At 62.0% G+C, this 21,973-nt stretch carries 19 protein-coding genes; 7 read left to right on the forward strand and 12 right to left on the reverse strand.

Translation table 11 applies throughout. The features are described 5' to 3' along the window. Nucleotides 1-178 precede the first annotated feature (178 nt). Nucleotides 179-634, forward strand: a complete 456-nt coding sequence (locus AC3RCM_RS26335) for an REP-associated tyrosine transposase (protein WP_492629271.1) — start codon at nt 179-181, stop codon at nt 632-634. A 106-nt stretch (nt 635-740) separates the two neighbouring features. On the opposite strand, the gene AC3RCM_RS26340 is transcribed toward AC3RCM_RS26335, so the two are convergent. The 7 genes from AC3RCM_RS26340 to AC3RCM_RS26370 all read right to left on the reverse strand — a co-directional run bounded on the left by AC3RCM_RS26340 (nt 741) and on the right by AC3RCM_RS26370 (nt 9,047). Further along, nucleotides 741-1,634: an ABC transporter permease subunit gene (locus AC3RCM_RS26340; RefSeq protein WP_010955705.1), complete on the reverse strand. Its 894-nt coding sequence runs from the start codon at nt 1,632-1,634 to the stop codon at nt 741-743. Then, a complete protein-coding gene (locus AC3RCM_RS26345) occupies nt 1,631-2,551 on the reverse strand; it encodes an ABC transporter permease subunit (protein ID WP_003253736.1) in 921 nt (306 codons plus the stop codon). Before AC3RCM_RS26345 ends, AC3RCM_RS26340 begins: the two co-directional genes overlap by 4 nt. After that, entirely contained in the window at nt 2,548-3,690 is a 1,143-nt protein-coding gene (gene potA / locus AC3RCM_RS26350) for a polyamine ABC transporter ATP-binding protein (RefSeq protein WP_010955706.1), read from the reverse strand. The genes AC3RCM_RS26345 and potA overlap by 4 nt, the downstream gene beginning before the upstream one ends. Before the next feature lie 71 nt (nt 3,691-3,761). After that, a complete protein-coding gene (locus AC3RCM_RS26355) occupies nt 3,762-4,856 on the reverse strand; it encodes a polyamine ABC transporter substrate-binding protein (RefSeq protein WP_492629272.1) in 1,095 nt (364 codons plus the stop codon). 156 nt (nt 4,857-5,012) lie between these two features. Beyond that, entirely contained in the window at nt 5,013-6,110 is a 1,098-nt protein-coding gene (locus AC3RCM_RS26360; RefSeq protein WP_014592782.1) for a polyamine ABC transporter substrate-binding protein, read from the reverse strand. 168 nt (nt 6,111-6,278) lie between these two features. Further along, the gene (locus AC3RCM_RS26365) at nt 6,279-7,640 is read right to left on the reverse strand and encodes an aspartate aminotransferase family protein (protein ID WP_010955709.1); all 1,362 of its coding nucleotides are present in this window, start codon (nt 7,638-7,640) and stop codon (nt 6,279-6,281) included. Nucleotides 7,641-7,688: 48 nt separating this feature from the next. Beyond that, entirely contained in the window at nt 7,689-9,047 is a 1,359-nt protein-coding gene (locus AC3RCM_RS26370; protein WP_492629273.1) for a glutamine synthetase family protein, read from the reverse strand. A gap of 41 nt (nt 9,048-9,088) precedes the next feature. On the opposite strand from AC3RCM_RS26370, the gene AC3RCM_RS26375 reads away from it, so the two are divergent. After that, nucleotides 9,089-9,349: a hypothetical protein gene (locus tag AC3RCM_RS26375; RefSeq protein ID WP_020193883.1), complete on the forward strand. Its 261-nt coding sequence runs from the start codon at nt 9,089-9,091 to the stop codon at nt 9,347-9,349. Between the two features lie 272 nt (nt 9,350-9,621). Further along, complete coding sequence (locus AC3RCM_RS26380) at nt 9,622-10,998, forward strand: glutamine synthetase family protein (RefSeq protein ID WP_010955711.1); 1,377 nt, start codon at nt 9,622-9,624, stop codon at nt 10,996-10,998. 136 nt (nt 10,999-11,134) lie between these two features. On the opposite strand, the gene argA is transcribed toward AC3RCM_RS26380, so the two are convergent. Together argA and argE are read right to left on the reverse strand one after the other, a co-directional pair. After that, nucleotides 11,135-12,433 (reverse strand): amino-acid N-acetyltransferase, encoded by a 1,299-nt coding sequence (gene argA / locus AC3RCM_RS26385; RefSeq protein WP_003253723.1) that lies wholly within the window; start codon nt 12,431-12,433, stop codon nt 11,135-11,137. Nucleotides 12,434-12,557: 124 nt separating this feature from the next. Then, nucleotides 12,558-13,700: an acetylornithine deacetylase gene (argE, locus tag AC3RCM_RS26390; RefSeq protein WP_020193884.1), complete on the reverse strand. Its 1,143-nt coding sequence runs from the start codon at nt 13,698-13,700 to the stop codon at nt 12,558-12,560. Nucleotides 13,701-13,816: 116 nt separating this feature from the next. On the opposite strand from argE, the gene AC3RCM_RS26395 reads away from it, so the two are divergent. After that, nucleotides 13,817-15,184 (forward strand): CYTH domain-containing protein, encoded by a 1,368-nt coding sequence (locus tag AC3RCM_RS26395; protein ID WP_064491257.1) that lies wholly within the window; start codon nt 13,817-13,819, stop codon nt 15,182-15,184. Between the two features lie 114 nt (nt 15,185-15,298). Here the strand turns inward: AC3RCM_RS26395 and AC3RCM_RS26400 are convergent, their stop codons facing one another. Beyond that, a complete protein-coding gene (locus AC3RCM_RS26400; RefSeq protein ID WP_003253717.1) occupies nt 15,299-15,769 on the reverse strand; it encodes an Lrp/AsnC family transcriptional regulator in 471 nt (156 codons plus the stop codon). Between the two features lie 126 nt (nt 15,770-15,895). On the opposite strand from AC3RCM_RS26400, the gene AC3RCM_RS26405 reads away from it, so the two are divergent. The 3 genes from AC3RCM_RS26405 to AC3RCM_RS26415 all read left to right on the forward strand — a co-directional run bounded on the left by AC3RCM_RS26405 (nt 15,896) and on the right by AC3RCM_RS26415 (nt 18,436). Then, nucleotides 15,896-16,201: an ACT-like domain-containing protein gene (locus AC3RCM_RS26405; protein WP_064491258.1), complete on the forward strand. Its 306-nt coding sequence runs from the start codon at nt 15,896-15,898 to the stop codon at nt 16,199-16,201. 158 nt (nt 16,202-16,359) lie between these two features. Further along, a complete protein-coding gene (locus AC3RCM_RS26410) occupies nt 16,360-18,033 on the forward strand; it encodes a GspE/PulE family protein (protein WP_457251874.1) in 1,674 nt (557 codons plus the stop codon). An 88-nt stretch (nt 18,034-18,121) separates the two neighbouring features. After that, on the forward strand, nt 18,122-18,436 hold the full coding sequence (locus AC3RCM_RS26415; RefSeq protein ID WP_004575834.1) for a DUF2388 domain-containing protein: 315 nt from the start codon (nt 18,122-18,124) through the stop codon (nt 18,434-18,436). A gap of 65 nt (nt 18,437-18,501) precedes the next feature. Here AC3RCM_RS26415 and gcvP read toward each other — a convergent pair whose 3' ends face one another. Together gcvP and gcvH are read right to left on the reverse strand one after the other, a co-directional pair. After that, nucleotides 18,502-21,375, reverse strand: coding sequence for an aminomethyl-transferring glycine dehydrogenase (gene gcvP / locus AC3RCM_RS26420; protein ID WP_492629274.1), 2,874 nt, complete (start codon nt 21,373-21,375; stop codon nt 18,502-18,504). Between the two features lie 196 nt (nt 21,376-21,571). Next, a complete protein-coding gene (gene gcvH / locus AC3RCM_RS26425) occupies nt 21,572-21,955 on the reverse strand; it encodes a glycine cleavage system protein GcvH (protein WP_020191591.1) in 384 nt (127 codons plus the stop codon). Nucleotides 21,956-21,973: the final 18 nt, after the last annotated feature.

Raw genomic sequence — 21,973 nt, forward strand, 5'->3', positions numbered from 1 at the left:
CCACAGAGAGAGCGCACTATCTGAGGCTTGCGCGGTACCTGTGGGAGCGGGCGAGCCCGCGAAGAGGCCTCCACAGCCATGCATCAGTATCTGCCATATCCAGAAACCATCAGGCATCGGCCATCCCCGCTCCAACCGCTACCTTTCACAGGGAGGTTCACATTCAAGGAAGATCAAAATGCCGTTAGCCGAATCCCACCGATTGCGCCGTGGGCGCTTCTCCGAGCCTGGCAGGCTCTACATGCTGGCCACCATCACGCATCAACGCAAACCACTGTTCCGCGACTTCCACCATGCCCGCCTGGTGGTCAAACACCTTCGGGTCTCAGATGACATTCAGGACTACCGATCGTTGGCCTGGGTAGTGATGCCGGACCATCTGCATTGGCTGATTGAGCTGAAAGAAGTGACATTGGGAACGTTGATGCGCAAGTTCAAATCACGCACAGCGATTGCCTTGCGCAAGGCCGGTGTCGGGCACAAGCCGATATGGCAACCGGGTTACCAGGACCATGCGCTGCGGCGGGAAGAGTGTGTGGTTCATGTAGCCCGGTACATTGTTGCCAATCCCTTGAGGGCTGGATTGGTCAGAAGTATCAGGGACTATCCACATTGGGATGCGGTATGGCTTTGAATCGGTGCTGGAGCCTTCGCGGGCATGCCCGCTCCCACAGGGCTCAGCGCAACCCTGAAGGCTGTGAGGTCCCTGTGGGAGCGGGCGTACCCGCGAAAGGGCCAGGTCAGGCCGACGCAGCCACCTGCGCCGGGCGCTTGACCTGCGGCTGCGAAGCGTTGGCTGCAGCACCCTCTTCGATCGCCTGCTGAATCGCCTTGCGACGACGCTCTTCGGCCTGGCGGCTGAAGTACCAGACGAAGAAGGTCACCAGCGATACCGACAGCAAGATCAGGCTGGCCACGGCGTTGATCTCCGGTTTCACACCCAGACGCACCGCCGAGAACACTTCCATCGGCAAGGTGGTCGAGCCAGGCCCGGAGACGAAGCTGGCCAATACCAGGTCGTCCAGCGACAGGGCAAACGACATCATGCCGCCCGCCGCCAGCGATGGCGCGATCATCGGGATGGTGATCAGGAAGAACACCTTCCACGGCTTGGCACCCAGGTCCATCGCCGCTTCCTCGATCGACAGGTCCAGCTCACGCAGGCGAGCCGACACCACCACCGCCACATACGCCGCACAGAACGTTGTATGGGCGATCCAGATGGTGACGATACCCCGCTCCTGCGGCCAGCCGATCATCTGCGCCATGGCCACGAACAGCAGCAACAGCGACAGACCGGTGATCACTTCGGGCATTACCAGCGGCGCAGTGACCAGGCCACCGAACAGCGTGCGGCCCTTGAAGCGGGTGACCCGGGTCAGCACGAAGGCCGCCAGGGTACCCAGCGCCACTGCCGCCACCGCCGTGTAGCAAGCGATTTCCAGCGAGCGCATCACCGAACCCATCAGCTGGGAGTTGTCGAGCAGGCCGACGTACCATTTGATCGACCAGCCGCCCCACACCGTCACCAGTTTGGAGGCGTTGAACGAGTAGATCACCAGGATCAGCATCGGCAGGTAGATGAACAGCAAGCCGAGCACCAGCATCAGCTTGGAGAAACTGAAGCGTTTCATGCGCGGCCCTCCATCTCTTTGGCCTGGCTACGGTTGAACAGCAGGATCGGCACGATCAGGATCGCCAGCATCACCACCGCCAGGGCGGATGCCACCGGCCAGTCACGGTTGTTGAAGAACTCCTGCCACAGCACTTTACCGATCATCAGGGTTTCCGGGCCACCCAGCAGTTCCGGGATCACGAACTCGCCCACCACCGGGATGAACACCAGCATGCAGCCGGCGATGATGCCGTTCTTCGACAACGGTACCGTGATCTTCCAGAAGCTGTTGAAGGTGCTCGAACCCAGGTCGGAGGCAGCTTCGAGCAGGCTCGGATCATGCTTAACCAGGTTGGCGAACAGCGGCAGGATCATGAACGGCAGGTACGAATAGACCACGCCGATGTACACCGCCAGGTTGGTGTTGAGGATCTGCAACGGCTGGTCGATCAAGCCGGTCCACAGGAGGAAACCGTTGAGCAGGCCGTTGTTGCTGAGAATACCCATCCAGGCATAGACGCGGATCAGGATCGCCGTCCAGGTTGGCATCATGATCAGCAACAGCAGGACCGTCTGGGTCTCCTTCTTGGCGTTGGCAATGGCGTAGGCCATCGGGAAGCCGATCAGCAGGCACAGCAGGGTGCTGAAAAACGCCATCTTCAACGAACCCAGATAGGCCGAGAGGTACAGCTCATCCTCGGTCAACAGCCCGTAGTTGGCCAGGTTGAGGACCAGCTGGATCTTGTCTTCGACGTAGGTGTAGATCTCGGTATACGGCGGAATTGCCACGTCAGCTTCGGCAAAACTGATCTTCAGGACGATGAAGAACGGCAGCATGAAGAACAGGAACAGCCAGATGAACGGCACGCCGATCACCAAGTGCCGCCCCTCCGGGACCAGACGCTGGAAGGCTCGCTTGAGCTTGCGCAGTTTCATGACCGCAGTACCACGCCGCTGTCGTCTTCCCACCATACGTACACTTCATCGCCCCAGGTAGGACGGGTACCTTGGCGCTCGGCGTTGGCAACGAACGACTGGACGACCTTGCCGCTCGGCAGCTCCACATAGAACACCGAGTGGCCGCCCAGGTAGGCGATGTCGTGGATCTTGCCGCGCGACCAGTTGTGCTCGCAGGTTGGCTGCTGGGTGGTGACCAGCATCTTTTCCGGGCGCAGGGCGTAGGTGATGTGCTTGTCTTCCACCGAGGTGGTGATGCCGTGGCCCACGTAGATCTTGCGCTCCAGCTCCGGGCTGGCAATGATCGCGTAGCCTTCGGCGTCGTCGACCACGTCACCTTCGAACAGGTTGACGTTACCGATGAACTCGCACACCAGGCGGCTGGTAGGTGTCTCGTAGATGTCCACTGGCGAGCCGATCTGGGCGATCCAGCCCAGGTGCATGATGGCGATGCGCTGGGCCATGGTCATGGCCTCTTCCTGGTCGTGGGTCACCATCACGCAGGTTACACCCACGCGCTCGATGATCTCGACCAGCTCCAGCTGCATCTGCGAACGCAGTTTCTTGTCCAGTGCACCCATCGGCTCGTCGAGCAGCAGCAGTTTGGGGCGCTTGGCCAGCGAGCGGGCCAACGCCACACGCTGACGCTGGCCGCCCGACAACTGGTGCGGCTTGCGCTTGGCGTACTGGGTCATGTGCACCAGCTTGAGCATCTCGGCCACGCGGGCATCGATCTCGGCCTTGGGCATCTTGTCCTGCTGCAGGCCGAAGGCGATGTTCTGCGCCACGGTCATGTGCGGGAACAGTGCGTAGGACTGGAACATCATGTTGATCGGCCGCTCGTAGGGCGGCATGTCGGTGATGTCGACGCCATCGAGGAAGATCCGCCCTTCGGACGGGCGCTCGAAGCCGGCCAGCATGCGCAGCAAGGTGGACTTGCCGGAACCGGAGCCGCCCAGCAGGGCGAAGATCTCACCCTTGCGGATTTCCAGGGACACATCGTCCACGGCTACCGTTTCGTCGAACTTTTTCGTGACCCGGTCGATCTTGACCAGCACCTGCTTGGGTTGCTGGCCACCCTCGAGGGCTTTTTTATAGGCACCGGAGGCAACTGCCATGAGTGAAACTCCCAACAAGATTTTTGTGCCCGCGTGGCCAGTTCTACGGCGCCGTCGCGGGTCTGGATTTTTTACTTGCCCGACTTGACCTTGGTCCAGCTGCGGGTCATCAGCCGTTGCACCTTGGGTGGCAACTCTGAGTTCACGAACATCTTGTCCAGTACTTCCTGCGGTGGGTAAACCGCGGCGTCAGTCCTTACGGCCTGGTCCATCAGGGCGCCAGCCTTGGGGTTCGGGTTGGCGTAACCGACGTAATCACTGACCTGGGCGATAACCTCAGGTTTCAGCAAATAGTTGATGAAGGCATGCGCCTCTTTGACGTTCTTGGCGTCCCTGGGGATCGCCAGCACGTCGAACCAGAGGTTGCCGCCTTCCTTGGGAATGGCGTAGGCCAGGTTCACACCCTTCTTCGCTTCTTCAGCGCGGGCCTTGGCCTGGAATACATCACCCGAGAAACCTGCCGCGACGCAGATGTCGCCATTGGCCAGGTCGGTGATGTACTTGGACGAGTGGAAGTAGGTTACGTACGGGCGCACCGCCAGCAGCTTCTGCTCGGCCTTGGCGTAATCCTTGGGGTCGGTGCTGTTCGGGTTGAGGCCCATGTAGTTGAGCACCGCTGGCAGCATTTCGTCCGCCGAGTCGAGGAAGGCCACACCGCACTTGGAGAGCTTCTTCATGTTTTCGGGTTCGAACAGCACGGCCCAGGAGTCGATGGTGTCCACGCCCAGCGCGGCCTTGACCTTGTCGACGTTGTAACCGATGCCGTTGGTACCCCACAGGTAAGGCACCGCGTATTGGTTGCCCGGGTCGTTCTTTTCCAGGCGCTTCATCAACGCCGGGTCGAGATTGGAATAGTTGGGCAGCAGGTTCTTGTCGAGCTTCTGGAAGGCGCCCGCCTTGATCTGCTTGCCGAGGAAATGGTTGGACGGCACCACCACGTCATAGCCGGTGTTACCGGCCAGCAGCTTGCCTTCCAGGGTTTCGTTGGAGTCGAACACGTCTTGCACAGGCTTGATGCCCGTGGCTTTCTCGAAGTCCGCGAGTGTGGTCGGGCCGATGTAGTCGGACCAGTTATAGAAGTGCACCGTCGGCGCCGCTTGGACGCTGCATGCCAGCGTCAGGCCCGCGCCAGCCATCAAGGCCTTGCGGAATACAGAAATAGACAAGTGGGGGTCCTCACAATCAGTGCCTGGGTAGCGACAATGCTGCCGCACACGCAAAACCGGCGCGCAACTTAACTTCGCAGCTTCGATGCCGCAATCATCAATTACCTTTCAATGGCTCTGGGCCGAAAAACCCGGCCCAGAGCTGTCGCATCGGGCTTACTTGCCCGACTTGATCTTCGTCCAGCTGCGGGTGATCACTCGCTGCACAGAAGCGTCAGGCGCAGCGATCGCGTACAGCTGCTTCTTCACTTCGGCAGGCGGGTAGATGCTTGGGTCGCTGGTGATGTCTTTGTCCACGAACGGGGTGGCAGCAGCGTTACCGTTCGGGAAGCGTACGGCGTTGGTGATTTCAGCCATGATTTCCGGCTGCATCAGGAAGTTCATGAACTGGTAGGCAGCGTCTTTATGTTCGGCATCTTTCGGGATGGCGACCATGTCGTAGAAAGTACCGGCACCTTCCTTCGGAATGACGTAGTCCACTTTGACCTTGTCGCCCGCTTCATGGGCACGGGCCTTGGACTGCTCCAGGTCACCCGAGTAACCGACGGCTACACAGATGTTGCCGTTGGCCATGTCGCCGATGTACTTGGACGAGTGGAAGTAGGTGATCGAAGGACGGATCTTGAGGAACAGGTCCTCGGCGGCCTTCAGGTCTTCTTTCTTGGTGCTGTCGGTCGGTTTGCCGAGGTAGTGCAGCGCAGCCGGGAGCATTTCGGTCGGGGCGTCGAGGAAGCTCACGCCGCAGCTCTTGAGCTTGGCGATGTTCTCAGGCTTGAACACCACGTCCCACGAATCGATCTTGTCCACGCCCAGCGCAGCCTTGACCTTCTCCGGGTTGTAGCCGATGCCGATCGAGCCCCACATATAAGGGAAGGCATGCTTGTTGTCCTTGTCGCTGGCATCGCCAACGGCCTTGAGCAGGTCAGGATCGAGGTTCTTCCAGTTCGGCAGCTTGGAACGGTCCAGCTCCTCGTACACGCCCGCCTTGATCTGCTTGGCCAGGAAATTGTTCGAAGGCACGACGATGTCATAGCCCGACTTGCCTGCCAGCAGCTTGGCTTCCAGGGTTTCGTTGCTGTCGAAGACGTCGTACTTGACCTTGATCCCCGTCTGCTTCTCGAACTTGGCGATGGTGTCCGGAGCGATGTAGTCCGACCAGTTATAGACGTTCAACACTTTGTCTTCAGCCTGAACAGCGGAGGCCATGGCACCCATCAGGGCGGCGGCCAGCAACGTCTTGCCCATTTTATTCATGCGTAATGCTCCAGAATTTTTATTTAGCAACTGTCCAGCAGCCAGAACCCACGGTGCAGAGCGCGCGGCGACTGAAACAGTCGCTAGTCTGGCAAGTTACAAGGCCCTGTATCAAGGAAAGCAGGGCCATGTAACGACTTAATGTCACAACGCTAGCCTAGCAAACGCTTATTGAATCGCCTCAAGGGTCAGGTCCAGGCACTTGCGCGCCTTTTCCACCAGTTCGTCGATCTCCGCATGGCTGATTACCAGCGGCGGCGCGATGATCATGGTGTCACCCACCGCACGCATGATCAGGCCGTTCTCGAAGCAGAAGGTGCGACAGATCATGCCAACGCCCTTGCCCTCGTAACGGCTGCGGGTGGCCTTGTCCTTGACCAGCTCGATCGCACCCAGCATGCCCAGGCCGCGCACTTCACCCACCAGTGGATGGTCCTGCAGCTCGCGCAAACGCTTTTGCAAATACGGTGCCGCTTCCGTGCGCGCCTTCTCGACAATTTTCTCGTCACGCAGAATGCGCAGGTTTTCCAGGCCCACCGCGGCCGCCACCGGGTGGCCGGAGTAGGTGAAACCGTGGTTGAAGTCGCCGCCTTCGCTGATCACCTTGGCCACGGTGTCACGCACGATCACACCGCCCATGGGGATGTAACCGGAGGTCAGGCCTTTCGCGATGGTCATCAGGTCGGGCTTGAGGTCGTAGTAGTCCGAGCCGAACCACTCGCCGGTACGGCCGAAGCCGCAGATCACCTCGTCGGCGACGAACAGGATGTCGTACCTGGCGAGGATCTCCTTCACCTTCGGCCAGTAGGTTTCCGGCGGGATGATCACGCCACCAGCGCCCTGGATCGGCTCGGCGATGAAGGCAGCGACGTTGTCTTCGCCGACTTCGAGGATCTTCTTCTCCAACTGCTCGGCGGCCCAGACACCGAATTCATCAGGGGTCATGTCGCCACCCTCGCCGAACCAGTACGGCTGAGGGATGTGCACGATGCCCGGGATCGGCAGGCCACCCTGCTCGTGCATGCCGCTCATGCCGCCCAGGCATGCACCGGCGAAGGTGGAGCCGTGGTAACCGTTGATGCGGCCGATGATGGTCTGCTTGTGCGGTTTGCCCTTCAGCGCCCAGTAGTGACGCACCATGCGCAGCACAGTGTCGTTGCCTTCGGAGCCGGAGCCGGTGAAGAACACATGGGTCATACCTTTCGGCGCCACGTCGGTGATCGCCTTGGCCAGCTCGAGCGCAGGCGGGTGAGCGGTCTGGAAGAACAGGTTGTAGTACGGCAGCTCGCGCATCTGTTTTTCCGCCGCCTGCACCAGCTCTTCACGTCCGTAGCCGACCGCCACGCACCATAGACCGGCCATGCCGTCGAGGATCTTGTGCCCCTCGCTATCCCACAAATGCACACCCTGGGCCTTGGTGATGATGCGCGGCCCCTTCTCCTTCAGCTGCTTGTAGTCACTGAAAGGTGCGAGGTGATGCTCCCCGCTCAGGGTTTGCCATTCACGGGTTTGCGGGTTGTTGACGCTCATGTGCTTCTCCGTTATTGGACCGCCGCGCTCCTGCGGCACCAGGGTTGATCAGACAGCGAACAGCAGGAACTCACGCTCCCACGAACTGATGACACGCTTGAAGTTTTCGTGCTCGGCGCGCTTGGTAGCGACATACCCGGTGATGAATTTCTTGCCCAGGTACTGCACCAGCGCACGGCTGTTTTCCATGCGTTCCAAGGCGTCTTCGATGGTCAGGGGCAGGCGCAGGTTGCGGCGTTCGTAACCACGGCCCTGCACTGGCGCGCTGGCCTCGATACTTTCGACCATGCCGATGTAGCCACACAGCAGGCTGGCGGCGATGGCAAGGTACGGGTTGGCGTCGGCGCCCGGCAGGCGGTTTTCGACGCGCCGGCTTTGCGGGCCGGCATCCGGTACACGCAGGCCGACGGTGCGGTTTTCTTCGCCCCACTCCACGTTCACCGGCGCCGAAGTGTCGGGCAGGAAGCGGCGGAACGAGTTGACGTTGGGAGCGAACAGCGGCAGCGCCTCGGGGATGAACTTCTGCAGGCCGCCAATATGGTTGAGGAACAGCGCGCTCATGCTGCCGTCTTCATTGCTGAAGATGTTCTTGCCGGTGGCCACGTCGACCACACTCTGGTGCAGGTGCATGGCACTGCCCGGCTCGCCGGTCATCGGTTTGGCCATGAAGGTGGCAGCCACGTTGTGCTTGAGCGCCGCCTCGCGCATGGTGCGCTTGAACACCAGGATCTGGTCGGCCAGGTGCAGGGCGTCGCCGTGACGGAAGTTGATTTCCATCTGCGCCGTGCCGTCTTCGTGGATCAGCGTGTCGAGGTCCAGCTGCTGCAGCTCGCACCAGTCGTAGACGTCTTCGAACAGCGGGTCGAATTCGTTGGCAGCTTCGATCGAGAACGACTGACGACCGGTTTCCGGGCGACCGGAACGGCCTACCGGGGGCTGCAGCGGAAAGTCCGGGTCTTCGCTGCGCTTGGTCAGGTAGAACTCCATCTCGGGGGCGACGATCGGCTGCCAGCCCTTGTCAGCGTATAGCTTGAGCACTTTCTTCAGCACGTTGCGCGGCGACAGTTCGACCGGGTTGCCCTTCTTGTCGTAGGTGTCGTGGATGACCTGTGCGGTCGGCTCGATGGCCCACGGCACGAGGAACACGGCGTTCTCGTCAGGGCGGCAGATCATGTCGATGTCTGCCGGGTCGAGCAGTTCGTAATAGATGTCGTCGTCGACGTAGTCGCCGGTCACGGTCTGCAGCAGCACGCTCTCGGGCAGCCGCATGCCTTTTTCAGCGATGAATTTGTTGGTTGGCGAAATCTTGCCGCGTGTGATGCCGGTCAGGTCGCTGATCATGCATTCGACTTCGGTGATCTTGTGCTCTTTCAACCAATCGGTGAGCTGGTCGAGGTTGTTACTCATAAATACCTCAGGAGGTAAGGTGGTCCGCGACTTGATTCTGGATGGAGTCGATTGCTAAAGCAAAAACCCACGCGCAGAGCCACAGTGGATACACTGAAATCAGCTGTGTCCGTAATGAGTTCAAAAGGCAGGAAGGTGAAGCGAAAGGCGGCAAGCCGCTGCGAGGACCGGTCCGGGAACGCGAAACGTCAATTATTGCGGCCAGGGCGACCACGCCATTGACGAAGCTTGCAAAAACGACGGATGTACCCGATGGCACTGCGCAGGCAATGCTTTCAGGTCGCGGCAAGCGGACCATGTGACCCTCGTATTATTGTGTTTTGGGTTGAAACCGAGCTTAGCCTTGTTCATTTTTTTACACAACACCTCCGTAAAAAATAAAACACGGCGCACCGGAGATAGCCCTTTACCCGGGAAATAGCGGATAATGGATTGCCCCGATATGCAGCAAATCTGCCGTAGATGTGCCATTTCAGGGCATCATGGGGTCGGCTTGACATCAGTATCTCTTTTCGATTGACTGGTCTTGCAAGCCCCCCTTGATTGATATTTTTAACAACAAAGGTGTTGCATCATGTCGGTACCCCCGCGTGCCGTTCAGCTTAACGAAGCGAACGCGTTCCTTAAGGAACATCCTGAGGTTCTCTACGTTGACCTTCTGATTGCAGATATGAATGGTGTGGTGCGTGGCAAGCGCATAGAGCGCACCAGCCTCCACAAGGTTTACGAGAAAGGCATCAATCTGCCGGCCTCCCTCTTTGCCCTGGACATCAACGGTTCCACCGTCGAAAGCACCGGGCTGGGCCTGGACATCGGCGATGCTGACCGCATCTGCTATCCAATCCCCGACACGCTCTGTAACGAGCCATGGCAAAAGCGCCCCACCGCCCAGCTGCTGATGACCATGCACGAGCTGGAAGGCGAGCCCTTCTTCGCCGACCCGCGCGAAGTGCTGCGTCAGGTGGTGACCAAGTTCGACGAACTGGGCCTGACTATCTGCGCCGCATTCGAGCTGGAGTTCTACCTGATCGACCAGGAGAACGTGAACGGCCGCCCGCAGCCACCACGCTCGCCAATTTCGGGCAAACGCCCGCAGTCGACCCAGGTGTACCTGATCGACGACCTCGACGAATATGCCGACTGCCTGCAGGACATCCTCGAAGGCGCGAAAGAACAAGGCATTCCGGCCGACGCCATCGTCAAGGAAAGCGCCCCGGCGCAGTTCGAAGTCAACCTGCACCACGTGGCCGACCCGCTCAAGGCCTGCGACTACGCGGTACTGCTCAAGCGGTTGATCAAGAACATCGCCTACGACCATGAAATGGACACCACCTTCATGGCCAAGCCCTACCCGGGCCAGGCAGGCAACGGCCTGCACGTGCACATTTCCGTGCTGGACAAAGATGGCAACAACATCTTCACCAGCGAGGATCCCGAGCAGAACGCCGCGCTACGTCACGCTGTCGGCGGTGTGCTCGAGACCCTGCCCGCGTCCATGGCCTTCCTTTGCCCGAACGTCAACTCGTACCGCCGCTTTGGCGCGCAGTTCTACGTGCCGAACGCGCCAAGCTGGGGCCTGGACAACCGCACCGTAGCGCTGCGCGTACCGACCGGCTCGGCCGATGCCGTGCGCATCGAGCACCGCGTCGCCGGTGCCGACGCCAACCCGTACCTGATGATGGCTGCCGTACTGGCTGGCGTGCACCATGGCCTGACCAACAAGATCGAGCCAGGCGCGCCGATCGAAGGCAACTCGTACGAGCAGCTGGAGCAGAGCCTGCCGAACAACCTGCGCGATGCCCTGCGCGAGCTGGACGACAGCGAGATCCTGAACAAGTACATCGATCCGAAGTACATCGACATCTTTGTCGCGTGCAAGGAAAGCGAGCTGGAAGAGTTCGAGCACTCGATCTCCGACCTCGAGTACAACTGGTACCTGCATACCGTGTAAACGAAAACGCCGCCCCTCAAGGGCGGCGTTTTTTGTTTGAGACCGGTGTCGCCCGCTCCCACAGGGTAATTTCGAGGGCTGAAGCCTGTGACTTACCTGTGGGAGCGGGCGTGCCCGCGAAGAGGGCGGCCCAGGCTTACAGGGGCTTCTCGAAAATCTTCGAATTGCGCTGGTAGTTGTACAGCGAAGCCCGCGCCGCCGGCAGCCGCTCCACGCCACTCGGCGCAAAGCCGCGCTCGCGGAACCAGTGCGCAGTGCGCGTAGTCAGCACGAACAAAGTACTCAAGCCCATCTGCCGTGCCCGGCTCTCGATGCGTTCCAGCAGCTCATCGCCACGCCCGCCATGGCGGTACTCCGGGTTCACCGCCAGGCAAGCGAGCTCCCCGGCCTCGGAGTCGGCAATCGGGTACAGCGCCGCACAGGCGATGATCATGCCCTCGCGCTCGACCACACTGAACTGCTCGATCTCTCGCTCCAGCACTTCGCGCGAGCGGCGCACCAGGATGCCCTGCTCTTCCAGCGGGCTGATCAACTCCAGCAGGCCACCGACGTCCTCGATGGTCGCCTCGCGCACCACTTCGAACTGCTCCTGCGACACCAGCGTACCGCCACCGCCCCGGGTGAACAGCTCGGTGAGCAGCGCGCCGTCCTCGGCATAGCTGACGATATGGCTGCGCGCCACACCGCCTTTGCAAGCCTCGGCCGCAGCATCCAGCAGTTCGCCCTGGTAGTCGCTGCCTAGACGCTGCAGATGCGGAGCAACCTGCTGCGGGCGCAGTTCGCGCACCAACCTACCGTCAGCGTCCAACAGGCCCGGCTCGGCGCCGAACAGCAGCAACTTGTCGGCGCCCAGTTCGATGGCCGCGCGGGTAGCCACGTCTTCGCAGGCCAGGTTGAAGATTTCCCCGGTAGGCGAGTAGCCCAAGGGCGACAACAGCACGATGGAACGCTCGTCGAGCAGGCGGCTGATGCCCTTGCGGTCGACCCGGCGCACTTCGCCAGTGTGGTGGTAGTCCACGCCTTCGAGCACGCCGATCGGCCGCGCGGTGACCAGGTTGCCGGAGGCCACGCGCAGGCGCGAGCCCTGCATCGGCGAAGCGGCGATGTCCATCGACAGCCGCGCTTCAATGGCCAGGCGCAGGGCGCCGACGGCATCGATCACGCAGTCCAGGGTGGCCGCATCAGTAATACGCATGCCCCGGTGGTAGTGCGGGGTCAGGCCGCGATCGGCCAGCCGGCTTTCGATCTGCGGGCGCGAGCCATGCACCAGCACCAGCCGCACGCCGAGGCTGTGCAGCAGCACCAGGTCGTGGACGATATTGCCGAAATTAGGGTGTTCCACCCCATCGCCAGGAAGCATGACCACGAAGGTGCAGTCGCGATGGGCATTGATATAGGGGGATGCATGACGCAGCCAGTTGACGTAATCGGGCATGACAGGGCCTGTGGATAAGTGGACGGAGAACGGCGATGCAGGGGGCGTTCAGGATCATCGTCGGAACAGGCTTGCGGTCACGCGCGGTCTCCTCTAGGCAGGAACGAATCAGTTCGATTGACGTTTAGTGCAGGCAATAGTGCCGGATCAAGTCACGCAATAGACGCACGGTAGGCTCGATTCGTGACATTTCAAGGTATTCGCCGGGCTGGTGGGCACAGGCAATGTCGCCAGGGCCCAGCACGATGGTCTGGCAGCCCAGTTGCTGAAGATAAGGTGCTTCGGTGCCGAACGCCACCGCTTCAGCGCGATGGCCGGTCAGGCGCTCCGCGACCTGTACCAGCTCGACATCGGCAGCCTGCTCGAATGGCGGCACCTCCGGGAACAGCGGCGCGTAGTCGATGCGCACCTCATGGCGCTCGGCCACGGGCACCAGCTTTTCGCGAATAGCCGCGCGCAGCTGGTCCACGTCCATGCCCGGCAGCGGCCGCAGGTCGAACTCCAGGGCGCACTGGCCGCAGATACGGTTGGGGTTGTCGCCGCCGTGGATGCAGCCGAAGTTCATGGTCGGGGTCGGCACGGTGAATTGCGGGTTGCTATAGGTTTGTTGCCACTGCTGGCGCAGGCCCATCAGCTCGCCCATGACCGCATGCATGGCCTCCATGGCGCTGCGGCCCAGGCTTGGGTCCGACGAATGGCCGCTGCGACCGAGGATGTCGATGCGGTCCATGAGGATGCCCTTGTGCATGCGGATCGGCCGCAGCCCGGTAGGCTCACCGATGATCGCTGCACGGCCCAGTGGCTGGCCGGCCTCGGCCAGGGCACGGGCGCCGGACATGGAGCTTTCTTCATCGCAGGTGGCAAGGATCAGCAGCGGCTCCTTGAAGTCGTGCTCCAGCAGCGGGATGACCGCTTCGATGACCAGGGCAAAGAAGCCCTTCATGTCGCAGCTGCCCAGGCCGACCCAACGGCCATCGGTCTCGGTCAGCTTCAGCGGGTCGCTGGCCCACAGCTGTTCGTCATAGGGCACGGTATCGCTGTGCCCGGCCAGCACCAGCCCTCCCGGGCCGGTGCCACGGCTGGCCAGCAGGTTGAACTTGCCGGGGCTGACCTGCTGGATATCGCACTTGAAACCCAGGTCGCCCAGCCAACCGGCCAGCAGGTCGATAACCTGGCGGTTGGACTGGTCCAGCGCAGGTTGGGTACAGCTGACCGAAGGCGCGGCGATCAAGGCGGCAAACTGGTCTTTCAGCGTCGGCAACGGCATGCGCGTACTCCTCGGAAACGTTGCCCATCATAGGACTATCCGCTGTCTGGAATAAACCGTTGAGGGCTGACTGCTGTAGACTCTCTGCCAACCACGCCCCCTCTTTCGAGTCTGTGATGCACAAAGAAACCGAACTGAAGCTCCGCGCCAGCCGCGAGACCCTTGCCGCCCTGCGCGAGCACCCTCTGCTGAAAAAGCGCAACAAGTCCGGCTGGCAGACCCGTGAACTGCTCAACCAGTACTTCGACACCCCCGAGCGTGAGCTGTCCGCCGCCCGTGTCGCCCTGCGCCTGCGCCGCGATGGCGACGCTGTCATTCAAACCCTCAAGTGCCGCGGCCAGAGCGTGGCCGGCCTGTCCGAGCGCAACGAGTACGAATGGAACCTGGACAAGGTCAAGCTCGACCTGAAGAAGCTGGACGCCACCTGCTGGCCCGAGCAACTGGCCAACCTGGACAAGAAAACCATCAAGCCGCTGTTCACCACCGACTTCAGCCGTGAATACGCCGAAATCGCCTGGGGCCGTGGCAAGAGCAAGGTGGTGATCGAGGCTGCACTGGACCAAGGCTTCGTGATCGCCGGCAAGCGCAAGGAAGAGATCTGCGAGCTGGAGCTGGAACTGCGCGAAGGTGAACCGCAAGCCCTGCTGGAACTGGCCGCAGAGCTGGCCGCCAGCCTGCCACTGATGCCGTGTGACATCAGCAAGGCTGAGCGCGGTTACCGCCTGCTGGAACCGGACAGCTACGAGCTGGACCTGCCGCACACTGCGCTGGAAGCCGAAATGGCCCTGGACGACGCCTATGCCGCCCTCGCCTGGCAACTGCTGGGCAGCAGCCAGCGCCTGGCCGAGCAGTACCGCCACAACGGCCACTGGCGCCTGCTCCAGGACTGGGTCGAGTGCCTGAGCGAGCTGCGCGCGCTCACCGCCAGCCTGGGCCAGGCAGCACCGCGCGCCACCACCCGCGACCTGCGCGCCAGCCTTGATGCCTTGCTTGAAGACTGGCGCCCGCTGGTGCAGGCCGGCAACGATGACGAAGACATCCGTCGCGCCGCGCCCGAGCAGTTCACCGAAGAACTGGAAGACGTACGCTGGGGCCAGTTCTCGCTGGAAACCTCACGCTGGCTGATGGCCCGGACCTGGACCGCAGAGCGCAAGGGCCGCGGCGAACGCCAGGGCAAGGCGCAGTTGGCCAGCTGGCTGGTGCACCTGCTGGGTGAGGAAGGCCGCGCGCTGAAGCTGCCGCTGTACACCCAGCGCCCGGAAGACCTGGCCGAGCAGCTGCCACGTATCGAGCAGCTTCTGGCCTGGCTGCACCACGCCCGCCAGGTACTGGAAGCGCCGCAAATGGACCGCTTGTACGGCGACCTGAAAAAGCTGCACGAGCTGGCCGAGCAGCCCATCAGCGATGAAGTGCTGGAAGCGCGTATCGAACAGGCTCGGGCGGTGGACCAGAGCCGCGGCTGGAAGCACCTGCTCAAGGCGTGATACCGCGTCGCCTGCTTCGCGGGCAAACCCGCTCCTACGTAGGATCCGCGCCAGGCGTGGGGTGTAGGAGCGGGTTTACCCGCGAATGGCACACCCGTGTAGGAGCGAATGGCCTCAACGCGATAGCGGCAGGCTAGTGGTGGACTTGATCTCGGAAAGCGCCACAATCGAATTCACCTCCTGAATCCCCGGCACGTTCGACAGTTTTTCGAAGAAGAACCGCTCGTAGGCCTCGATGTCCGACGTGACGATTCGCAGCAGAAAGTCCACGGCCCCCATCAGCACATAACACTCCAGCACCTCAGGGAACCCGCGGATCGCCTCGGTGAACTCGGTAAAGTTGGAGCGCCCATGGGCGTTCAGTTTCACTTCGGCGAAAATCTGCGTGTTCAGGCCGACCTTCTTGCGGTCCAGCAAGGTCACCTGCCCACGAATCACCCCCTCTTCCTTCAAGCGCTGAATGCGCCGCCAGCACGGCGATTGCGACAGCCCGACGCGCTCGGCGATCTGTGCACTGGACAGCGAAGCGTCCTCCTGCAGCAGCTCGAGGATGCGACGGTCGTAGGCGTCCAGCTCGCTGTGCATTATTTATTCCCCACTCCATATTTTCTTGAATAAAAAAATTCGCCAACAGGGCAAAATCACCCAATCATAGCGAAAAAATACCGCCAGCAACGTGCAAGAATTTCTCCCTCATTTGCGGAGACCAGTATGAACGCACAGCCCCGTATCGACGCCTGGGCCGCCAACAACGCCCACAGCACCGTGCACTATCGCCTGCAGGCCGAGGCCGAGCCCGATAGCCTGTGCCGGGTGCTCAACCTGTTCGCCTTGCAGTTCCTGACCCCGCATAGCGTGCAGGTCAGCCAGCAGGATGACTGGCTGGATATCGAAATCGGCATTGGCGGGTTGAGCTGGCACCGGGCCGAAGTCATTGCACAGAAACTGCGTAACCTGGTGTGTGTGGGTGAGGTGAGCCTGACCAACTTGCAGCGAGTGGCGTTGGCAGTGGTCTGAACCACCCTTCAAGGCCCGTGCGATCCCTGTAGGAGCGGGTTCACCCGCGAAGCGTCCGGTACAGGCGCAGCAAAATCCCGAAACCTTTCACCTCCGATAGCCTCCAGCCGCCCGGCTAGCCTTGATCAGCACTACCCGATCAGGCACGGACGCCAACCATGCACACCCCCGACAACCCCGCACTCGACCTCAAGCGCGTGCTCCAGGCCCTGCTCGCTGACCAGCACCTGCACGCCAGCGATACCCTGCAAGTACTCGAACACGCCGCTGCCCACCCCGCTAGCCACCCGCTGGAGCACATTGCCGCCTGCAGCCTGGAAAGCCGCCAGCACCCCGGCCAGCCCCTGGACTTGGAGCACCTTTGCCAGTGGCTGGCCGACAAGGTCGGCCAACCCTACCTGCGCATCGACCCCATGCAACTCGACCTGCCCCAGGTCTCCGGCCTGATCTCCCCAGCCTTCGCCCAGCGCCACGGCATCCTCATCGTCGCGGCTGATGCCTCCAGCGTCACCGTCGCCAGCGCCCAGCCTTTCCAGGATGACTGGCAGGCCGACCTGGCCCGCAGCCTCGGCCGGTCGATCCGTCGCGTACTGGCCAGCCCGCAGCAGATCCGTCAGTCAGCGCAGTCGTTCCACCGCCTGGCCCAGTCGGTAAAAGGCGCGCAATACCAGCAGTCGGCGAGCCTGGGGGAACTTGAGCAATTGCTTGAGCTGGGCAAACGCCAGGCCGAGGCCAGCGCAGACGACGCGCATATCGTGCATATCGTCGACTGGCTGTTGCAGTACGCCATCGAGCAACGCGCCAGTGATATCCACCTGGAACCACGCCGCGAACAGGGCCAGCTGCGCTACCGCATCGATGGCCTGCTGCACACCGTCTATGCCTTCCCCGCCGGGGTCACCCTGGCCCTCGTCAGCCGCCTGAAACACCTGGGCCGCATGGACGTTGCCGAGAAGCGTCGGCCGCAGGACGGCCGGCTGCAAAGCCGCCTGCCCGGTGGTGGCGAGGTGGAGCTGCGGCTTTCGACCCTGCCCACCCCGTTTGGGGAGAAACTGGTGCTGCGCCTGTTCGACCCGCAACAGTTGCAAGAGGGCTTCGAACGCCTTGGCTTGCAAGGCCAGCAACTGGCCCAATGGCAGCGCCTGCTACGTCAGCGCCAAGGCATCATCCTGGTCACCGGCCCCACCGGCTCCGGCAAGACCAGCACGCTGTACACCAGCCTCAAACTGCTGGCCACCCCACAGGTCAACCTGTGCACCATCGAAGACCCGATCGAGCGCCTGGAGCCAGCCTTCAACCAGCTGCAGGTACAGCCCGCGCTGGACCTGGGGTTTGCCAACGCGGTCAGGGCCATGCTGCGCCAAGACCCCGACATCATCATGATCGGCGAAATTCGCGACCGCGAAACCGCCCTGGTGGCAGTTCAGGCAGCGCTGACTGGGCACCTGGTACTGTCGACCCTGCATACCAACGACGCCTGTGCAGCAATTACCCGCTTGCAAGAGCTGGGTGTGGCCGACTACCTGATCAAGGCGACGCTTATCGGGGTGATGGCCCAGCGCCTGGTGCGAACCGTCTGCACCGACTGCCAGGCAGGTTCATCAGCCACCTGCCGAGCCTGCCGCGGCACCGGTTTTCAGGGGCGCACAGGATTATTCGAACTGCTCGAGCCCAGCGACACCTTGCGCGCATTGATCGGCCCTGATGCCGACCTGACCCGTTTGCGGCGCCAGGCACTGGCCGATGGCCTGGTTGACCTGCGCCGTTGCGGCGAGGCCAAGGTGGCCGCTGGGCAGACCCGTGCCGAGGAAGTGCTGCGTGTCTGCAACTGACGAAAAGTCCTTTGTATTCAAGGAACTTGCCTCGCCTGAAAAGATCCAAGCGCGCATCTTCAACCATCACCCTTCGAGGTGTTTCAACATGCGTCTCAAAACCGCCATTGCCGCCGCTACCTTGCTTTCGCTGCCTATTGGCTCGGCCATGGCCGATACCTTCTGGCGTAACGTGATGACTTCCGGTGCTACCACGGCATCGAGCTACCTGACCTCGCGGGATCACAAGCTGGTAGTGGCCGCGCAGGATGACGCCAGCAGCTTCGTCGCCAGCGAAGGCGCGATCCGCGGGCCGTTCCTGGAAGCGGCCATGCGCGAGGCACGGGCAGAGAACCCAGGGATGCAGGCTTCCGACATGGAGTTGGCCAATGCCATCCTGGCCAAGAATGCAGTAGCCGAGTAACTGCGTCGCCTGCTTCGCGGGTAAACCCGCTCCTACAGGCACCCGCGAAGCATCCAACACCTACCTCAGCGATAAGCCTCCACCGGCACACACGCACAGAACAGGTTCCTGTCCCCATACACGTTGTCTACCCGGTTCACCGCCGGCCAGTATTTGTGCTGGCGCACGTGAGCACTGGGGGCCACCGCCTGCTCCAGGCTATACGGCCTGTCCCACCCCCCCAGCACATCAGCCAAGGTATGCGGTGCATGCTTCAGCGGGTTGTTCTCCGCTGGCCAGTTGCCCTGCTGTACCTCGTCAATTTCCGCCCGAATCGCCAGCATCGCCTCGACGAACCGGTCCAGCTCGGCCTTCGACTCACTCTCGGTCGGCTCCACCATCAGCGTGCCCGGCACCGGGAACGACATGGTCGGTGCGTGGAAGCCATAGTCCATCAGGCGCTTGGCCACGTCCTCTTCGCTGATGCCTGTCAGCGCTTTCAACGGCCGCAGGTCGAGGATGCATTCATGCGCCACGCGCTGGTTGCGCCCACGGTAGAGCACCGGGAACGCCGCGCCCAACTGGCTGGCCAGGTAGTTGGCCGAAAGGATAGCCACCTCGCTGGCGTCGGCCAGCTGCGGGCCCATCATGGCGATATACATCCAGCTGATCGGCAAGATGCTAGCGCTGCCCCAGGGCGCGGCGCTGACCGCGCTGTTGTTCGGGTCCAACCCAGGCACCGGCACCACCGGGTGGCTGGCGACGAACGGCTTGAGGTGCGCGCGGATACCGATCGGCCCCATACCCGGGCCGCCGCCGCCGTGGGGAATGCAGAACGTCTTGTGCAGGTTCATGTGTGAAACATCGGCCCCAATGTCTGCGGGGCGCGCCAGGCCCACCTGGGCGTTGAGGTTGGCACCGTCCATGTAAACCTGGCCGCCGTACTGGTGCACCACATCGCAGATTTCGCGTATCCCCTCTTCGTACACGCCGTGGGTCGAGGGGTAGGTGATCATCAGGCACGACAGACGCTCCCCGGCCGCGTGCGCCTTGGCTTTGAGGTCAGCCAGGTCGACGTTGCCATCGTTGTCGCAATCGACGATCACCACTTCCATGCCGGCCATCTGTGCCGACGCTGGGTTGGTGCCGTGGGCCGACGACGGGATCAGGCACAACGTGCGCATCGGCTGGTGGCGGCTGCAGTGATAGCGGGTAATGGCCATCAGGCCGGCGTATTCACCCTGAGCACCGGAGTTGGGCTGCATGCAGATCGCATCGAAGCCGGTGATCGCGCACAGCCAGCTTTCCAGTTCGTCGATCATCGCCTTGTAGCCTGCCGCCTGGGCCGCCGGGGCGAACGGGTGCAGCTGGGCAAAACCGGGCCAGGTGATGGGGATCATCTCACTGGTGGCGTTGAGCTTCATGGTGCACGAGCCCAGTGGAATCATCGACTGGTTCAGCGCCAGGTCCTTGTTCTCTAGCTGCTTGAGGTAGCGCAGCATCTCTGTTTCGCTGTGATGCAGGTTGAACACCGGATGGGCGAGGAATGGCGTGCGTCGCACCAGGCTGGCGGGGATGCCTTCAGGCAGGGCCAGCTGGTCGAGGGCGGTGATTTCCAGGCCATGATCCACCCCCAGGAAGATGTCGAGCAGGCGCAGCACCGTCTGTTCGGTGCAGGTTTCGTCCAGGCTCACCCCCAGGTGCCCGCGACCGAGAATGCGCAAATTGATGTGCGCGGCCTCGGCGCTTTCAATGATGGCCGCCTGGGCACCACCAACATTCAGGGTAAGGGTGTCGAAGAAGTGCTGATTGAGGCGTTTGATGCCTTTGGCCTCAAGGCCGGCAGCCAGGATGAAGGTCAGCCGGTGCACACGCTGCGCGATGCGTTGCAGGCCTTCCGGGCCGTGGTACACCGCGTAGAAGCCGGCAATGTTGGCCAACAGCACCTGGGCCGTGCAGATGTTGGAGTTGGCCTTTTCGCGGCGAATATGCTGCTCGCGGGTTTGCAGGGCCATCCGTAATGCGGTGTTGCCACGGGCATCGCGCGACACGCCGATGATGCGCCCCGGCATGGCTCGCTTGTAGTCGTCGCGACAGGCGAAATAGGCCGCGTGAGGCCCGCCATAGCCCATCGGCACACCGAAGCGCTGGGTCGAGCCCAGCACCACATCGGCGCCCAGCTCTCCGGGCGGTGCCAGCACCACCAGGCTCAGCAGGTCAGCGGCTACGCAGGCCAAGGCCTGCTGGCCGTGCAACTGGTCGATCAGCGGGCGCAAATCGCGCACTTCGCCGTGGGTGTCGGGGTACTGCAGCAAAGCGCCGAACACCGAGTGTTTGGCAAGGTTATCCACAGAATCGACGATCAGCTCGAAGCCGAACCCCTCGGCGCGGGTCTTGAGTACCGAAAGGGTCTGCGGATGGCAGTGCTCGTCGGCAAAGAAGGCGTTGCTCTTGTTGCGTGCCACCCGCTTGGCCAGGGCCATGGCTTCGGCGGCAGCGGTGGCTTCATCGAGCAGCGAGGCATTGGCCAGAGGCAGGCCAGTGAGGTCGATGACCATTTGCTGGAAGTTCAGCAGCGCCTCCAGCCGGCCTTGGGCAATTTCGGGTTGGTAGGGCGTGTAGGCGGTGTACCAGCCAGGGTTTTCCAGCACGTTGCGCAGGATGACCGTGGGGGTGATGGTGCCGTGGTAGCCCATGCCGATGAGGCTGGTCCAGACCTGGTTCTGTTCGGCGTAACCGGCGAGCTTGGCCAGGGCGGCTTGCTCGTCCAGTGCCGCTGGGAGGTCGAGGGGGCGATTGAGGCGGATGTCTGGGGGAACGGTCTGCTCGATCAGCTCGTTGCGGCTGGCGATACCCAGCGCGTTGAGCATGGCCTGCTGCTCTGTGGCATCGGGGCCCAGGTGGCGGCGCAGAAATGGGTTGAGCTCTTGCAGTTGATGCAGGGATGGCGACTGGGACATGACGACGCTCTCTTCCTAGACCAGGCCTCATGGAGACTTACAAGTCTAGGAAGGGATTGCCGATTGTGCGGGGAAACTTGTTTGCAGGCCCGGCCTCTTCGCGGCTAAAGCCGCTCCTACAGGGGCTGCACCCGTCTCGAATGCAGCGCTGTACCTGTGTAGGAGCGGCTTTAGCCGCGAAGCAAGCGACGCGGTCTTACTCGCCAATCAGCGCCTGGTAGCCAGCCGCATCCAGCAACTTGTCCAGCTCGGCCGGGTTGCTTGGCTTCAATTTGAAGATCCACGAACCGTAAGGCTCTTCGTTAAGCAGTTCCGGGCTATCGGCCAGCTCTTCGTTGACCGCAATCACTTCGCCACCGACCGGGGCATAGATGTCCGAAGCGGCCTTGACCGACTCGACCACACCCGCAGCGTCGCCAGCGCCAAACACTTTGCCGACTTCAGCCAGCTCGACGAACACCACATCACCCAAGGCTTGCTGGGCGTGATCGCTGATACCCACGGTCACACTGCCGTCGGCTTCCAGGCGAGCCCACTCATGGCTTTCGGCAAAACGCAGTTCGGCGGGGATATTGCTCATGTCTTGAATTCCTCGATT

The organism is Pseudomonas sp. GW823-FHT05G12, from assembly GCF_058795575.1.

Excerpts from the sequence above, each read along its gene's own strand:
- AC3RCM_RS26360 (WP_014592782.1), bottom strand. The coding sequence starts at position 6,110 with ATGAATAAAATGGGCAAGACGTTGCTGGCCGCCGCCCTGATGGGTGCC.
- AC3RCM_RS26340 (WP_010955705.1), bottom strand. The coding sequence starts at position 1,634 with ATGAAACGCTTCAGTTTCTCCAAGCTGATGCTGGTGCTCGGCTTGCTG.
- AC3RCM_RS26410 (WP_457251874.1), top strand. The coding sequence starts at position 16,360 with ATGCACACCCCCGACAACCCCGCACTCGACCTCAAGCGCGTGCTCCAG.
- AC3RCM_RS26365 (WP_010955709.1), bottom strand. The coding sequence starts at position 7,640 with ATGAGCGTCAACAACCCGCAAACCCGTGAATGGCAAACCCTGAGCGGG.
- gcvP (WP_492629274.1), bottom strand. The coding sequence starts at position 21,375 with ATGTCCCAGTCGCCATCCCTGCATCAACTGCAAGAGCTCAACCCATTT.
- AC3RCM_RS26345 (WP_003253736.1), bottom strand. The coding sequence starts at position 2,551 with ATGAAACTGCGCAAGCTCAAGCGAGCCTTCCAGCGTCTGGTCCCGGAG.
- AC3RCM_RS26405 (WP_064491258.1), top strand. The coding sequence starts at position 15,896 with ATGAACGCACAGCCCCGTATCGACGCCTGGGCCGCCAACAACGCCCAC.
- argA (WP_003253723.1), bottom strand. The coding sequence starts at position 12,433 with ATGCCCGATTACGTCAACTGGCTGCGTCATGCATCCCCCTATATCAAT.
- gcvH (WP_020191591.1), bottom strand. The coding sequence starts at position 21,955 with ATGAGCAATATCCCCGCCGAACTGCGTTTTGCCGAAAGCCATGAGTGG.
- AC3RCM_RS26415 (WP_004575834.1), top strand. The coding sequence starts at position 18,122 with ATGCGTCTCAAAACCGCCATTGCCGCCGCTACCTTGCTTTCGCTGCCT.
- AC3RCM_RS26380 (WP_010955711.1), top strand. The coding sequence starts at position 9,622 with ATGTCGGTACCCCCGCGTGCCGTTCAGCTTAACGAAGCGAACGCGTTC.
- AC3RCM_RS26370 (WP_492629273.1), bottom strand. The coding sequence starts at position 9,047 with ATGAGTAACAACCTCGACCAGCTCACCGATTGGTTGAAAGAGCACAAG.
- AC3RCM_RS26395 (WP_064491257.1), top strand. The coding sequence starts at position 13,817 with ATGCACAAAGAAACCGAACTGAAGCTCCGCGCCAGCCGCGAGACCCTT.
- AC3RCM_RS26375 (WP_020193883.1), top strand. The coding sequence starts at position 9,089 with ATGGAGTCGATTGCTAAAGCAAAAACCCACGCGCAGAGCCACAGTGGA.
- potA (WP_010955706.1), bottom strand. The coding sequence starts at position 3,690 with ATGGCAGTTGCCTCCGGTGCCTATAAAAAAGCCCTCGAGGGTGGCCAG.
- AC3RCM_RS26335 (WP_492629271.1), top strand. The coding sequence starts at position 179 with ATGCCGTTAGCCGAATCCCACCGATTGCGCCGTGGGCGCTTCTCCGAG.
- argE (WP_020193884.1), bottom strand. The coding sequence starts at position 13,700 with ATGCCGTTGCCGACGCTGAAAGACCAGTTTGCCGCCTTGATCGCCGCG.
- AC3RCM_RS26400 (WP_003253717.1), bottom strand. The coding sequence starts at position 15,769 with ATGCACAGCGAGCTGGACGCCTACGACCGTCGCATCCTCGAGCTGCTG.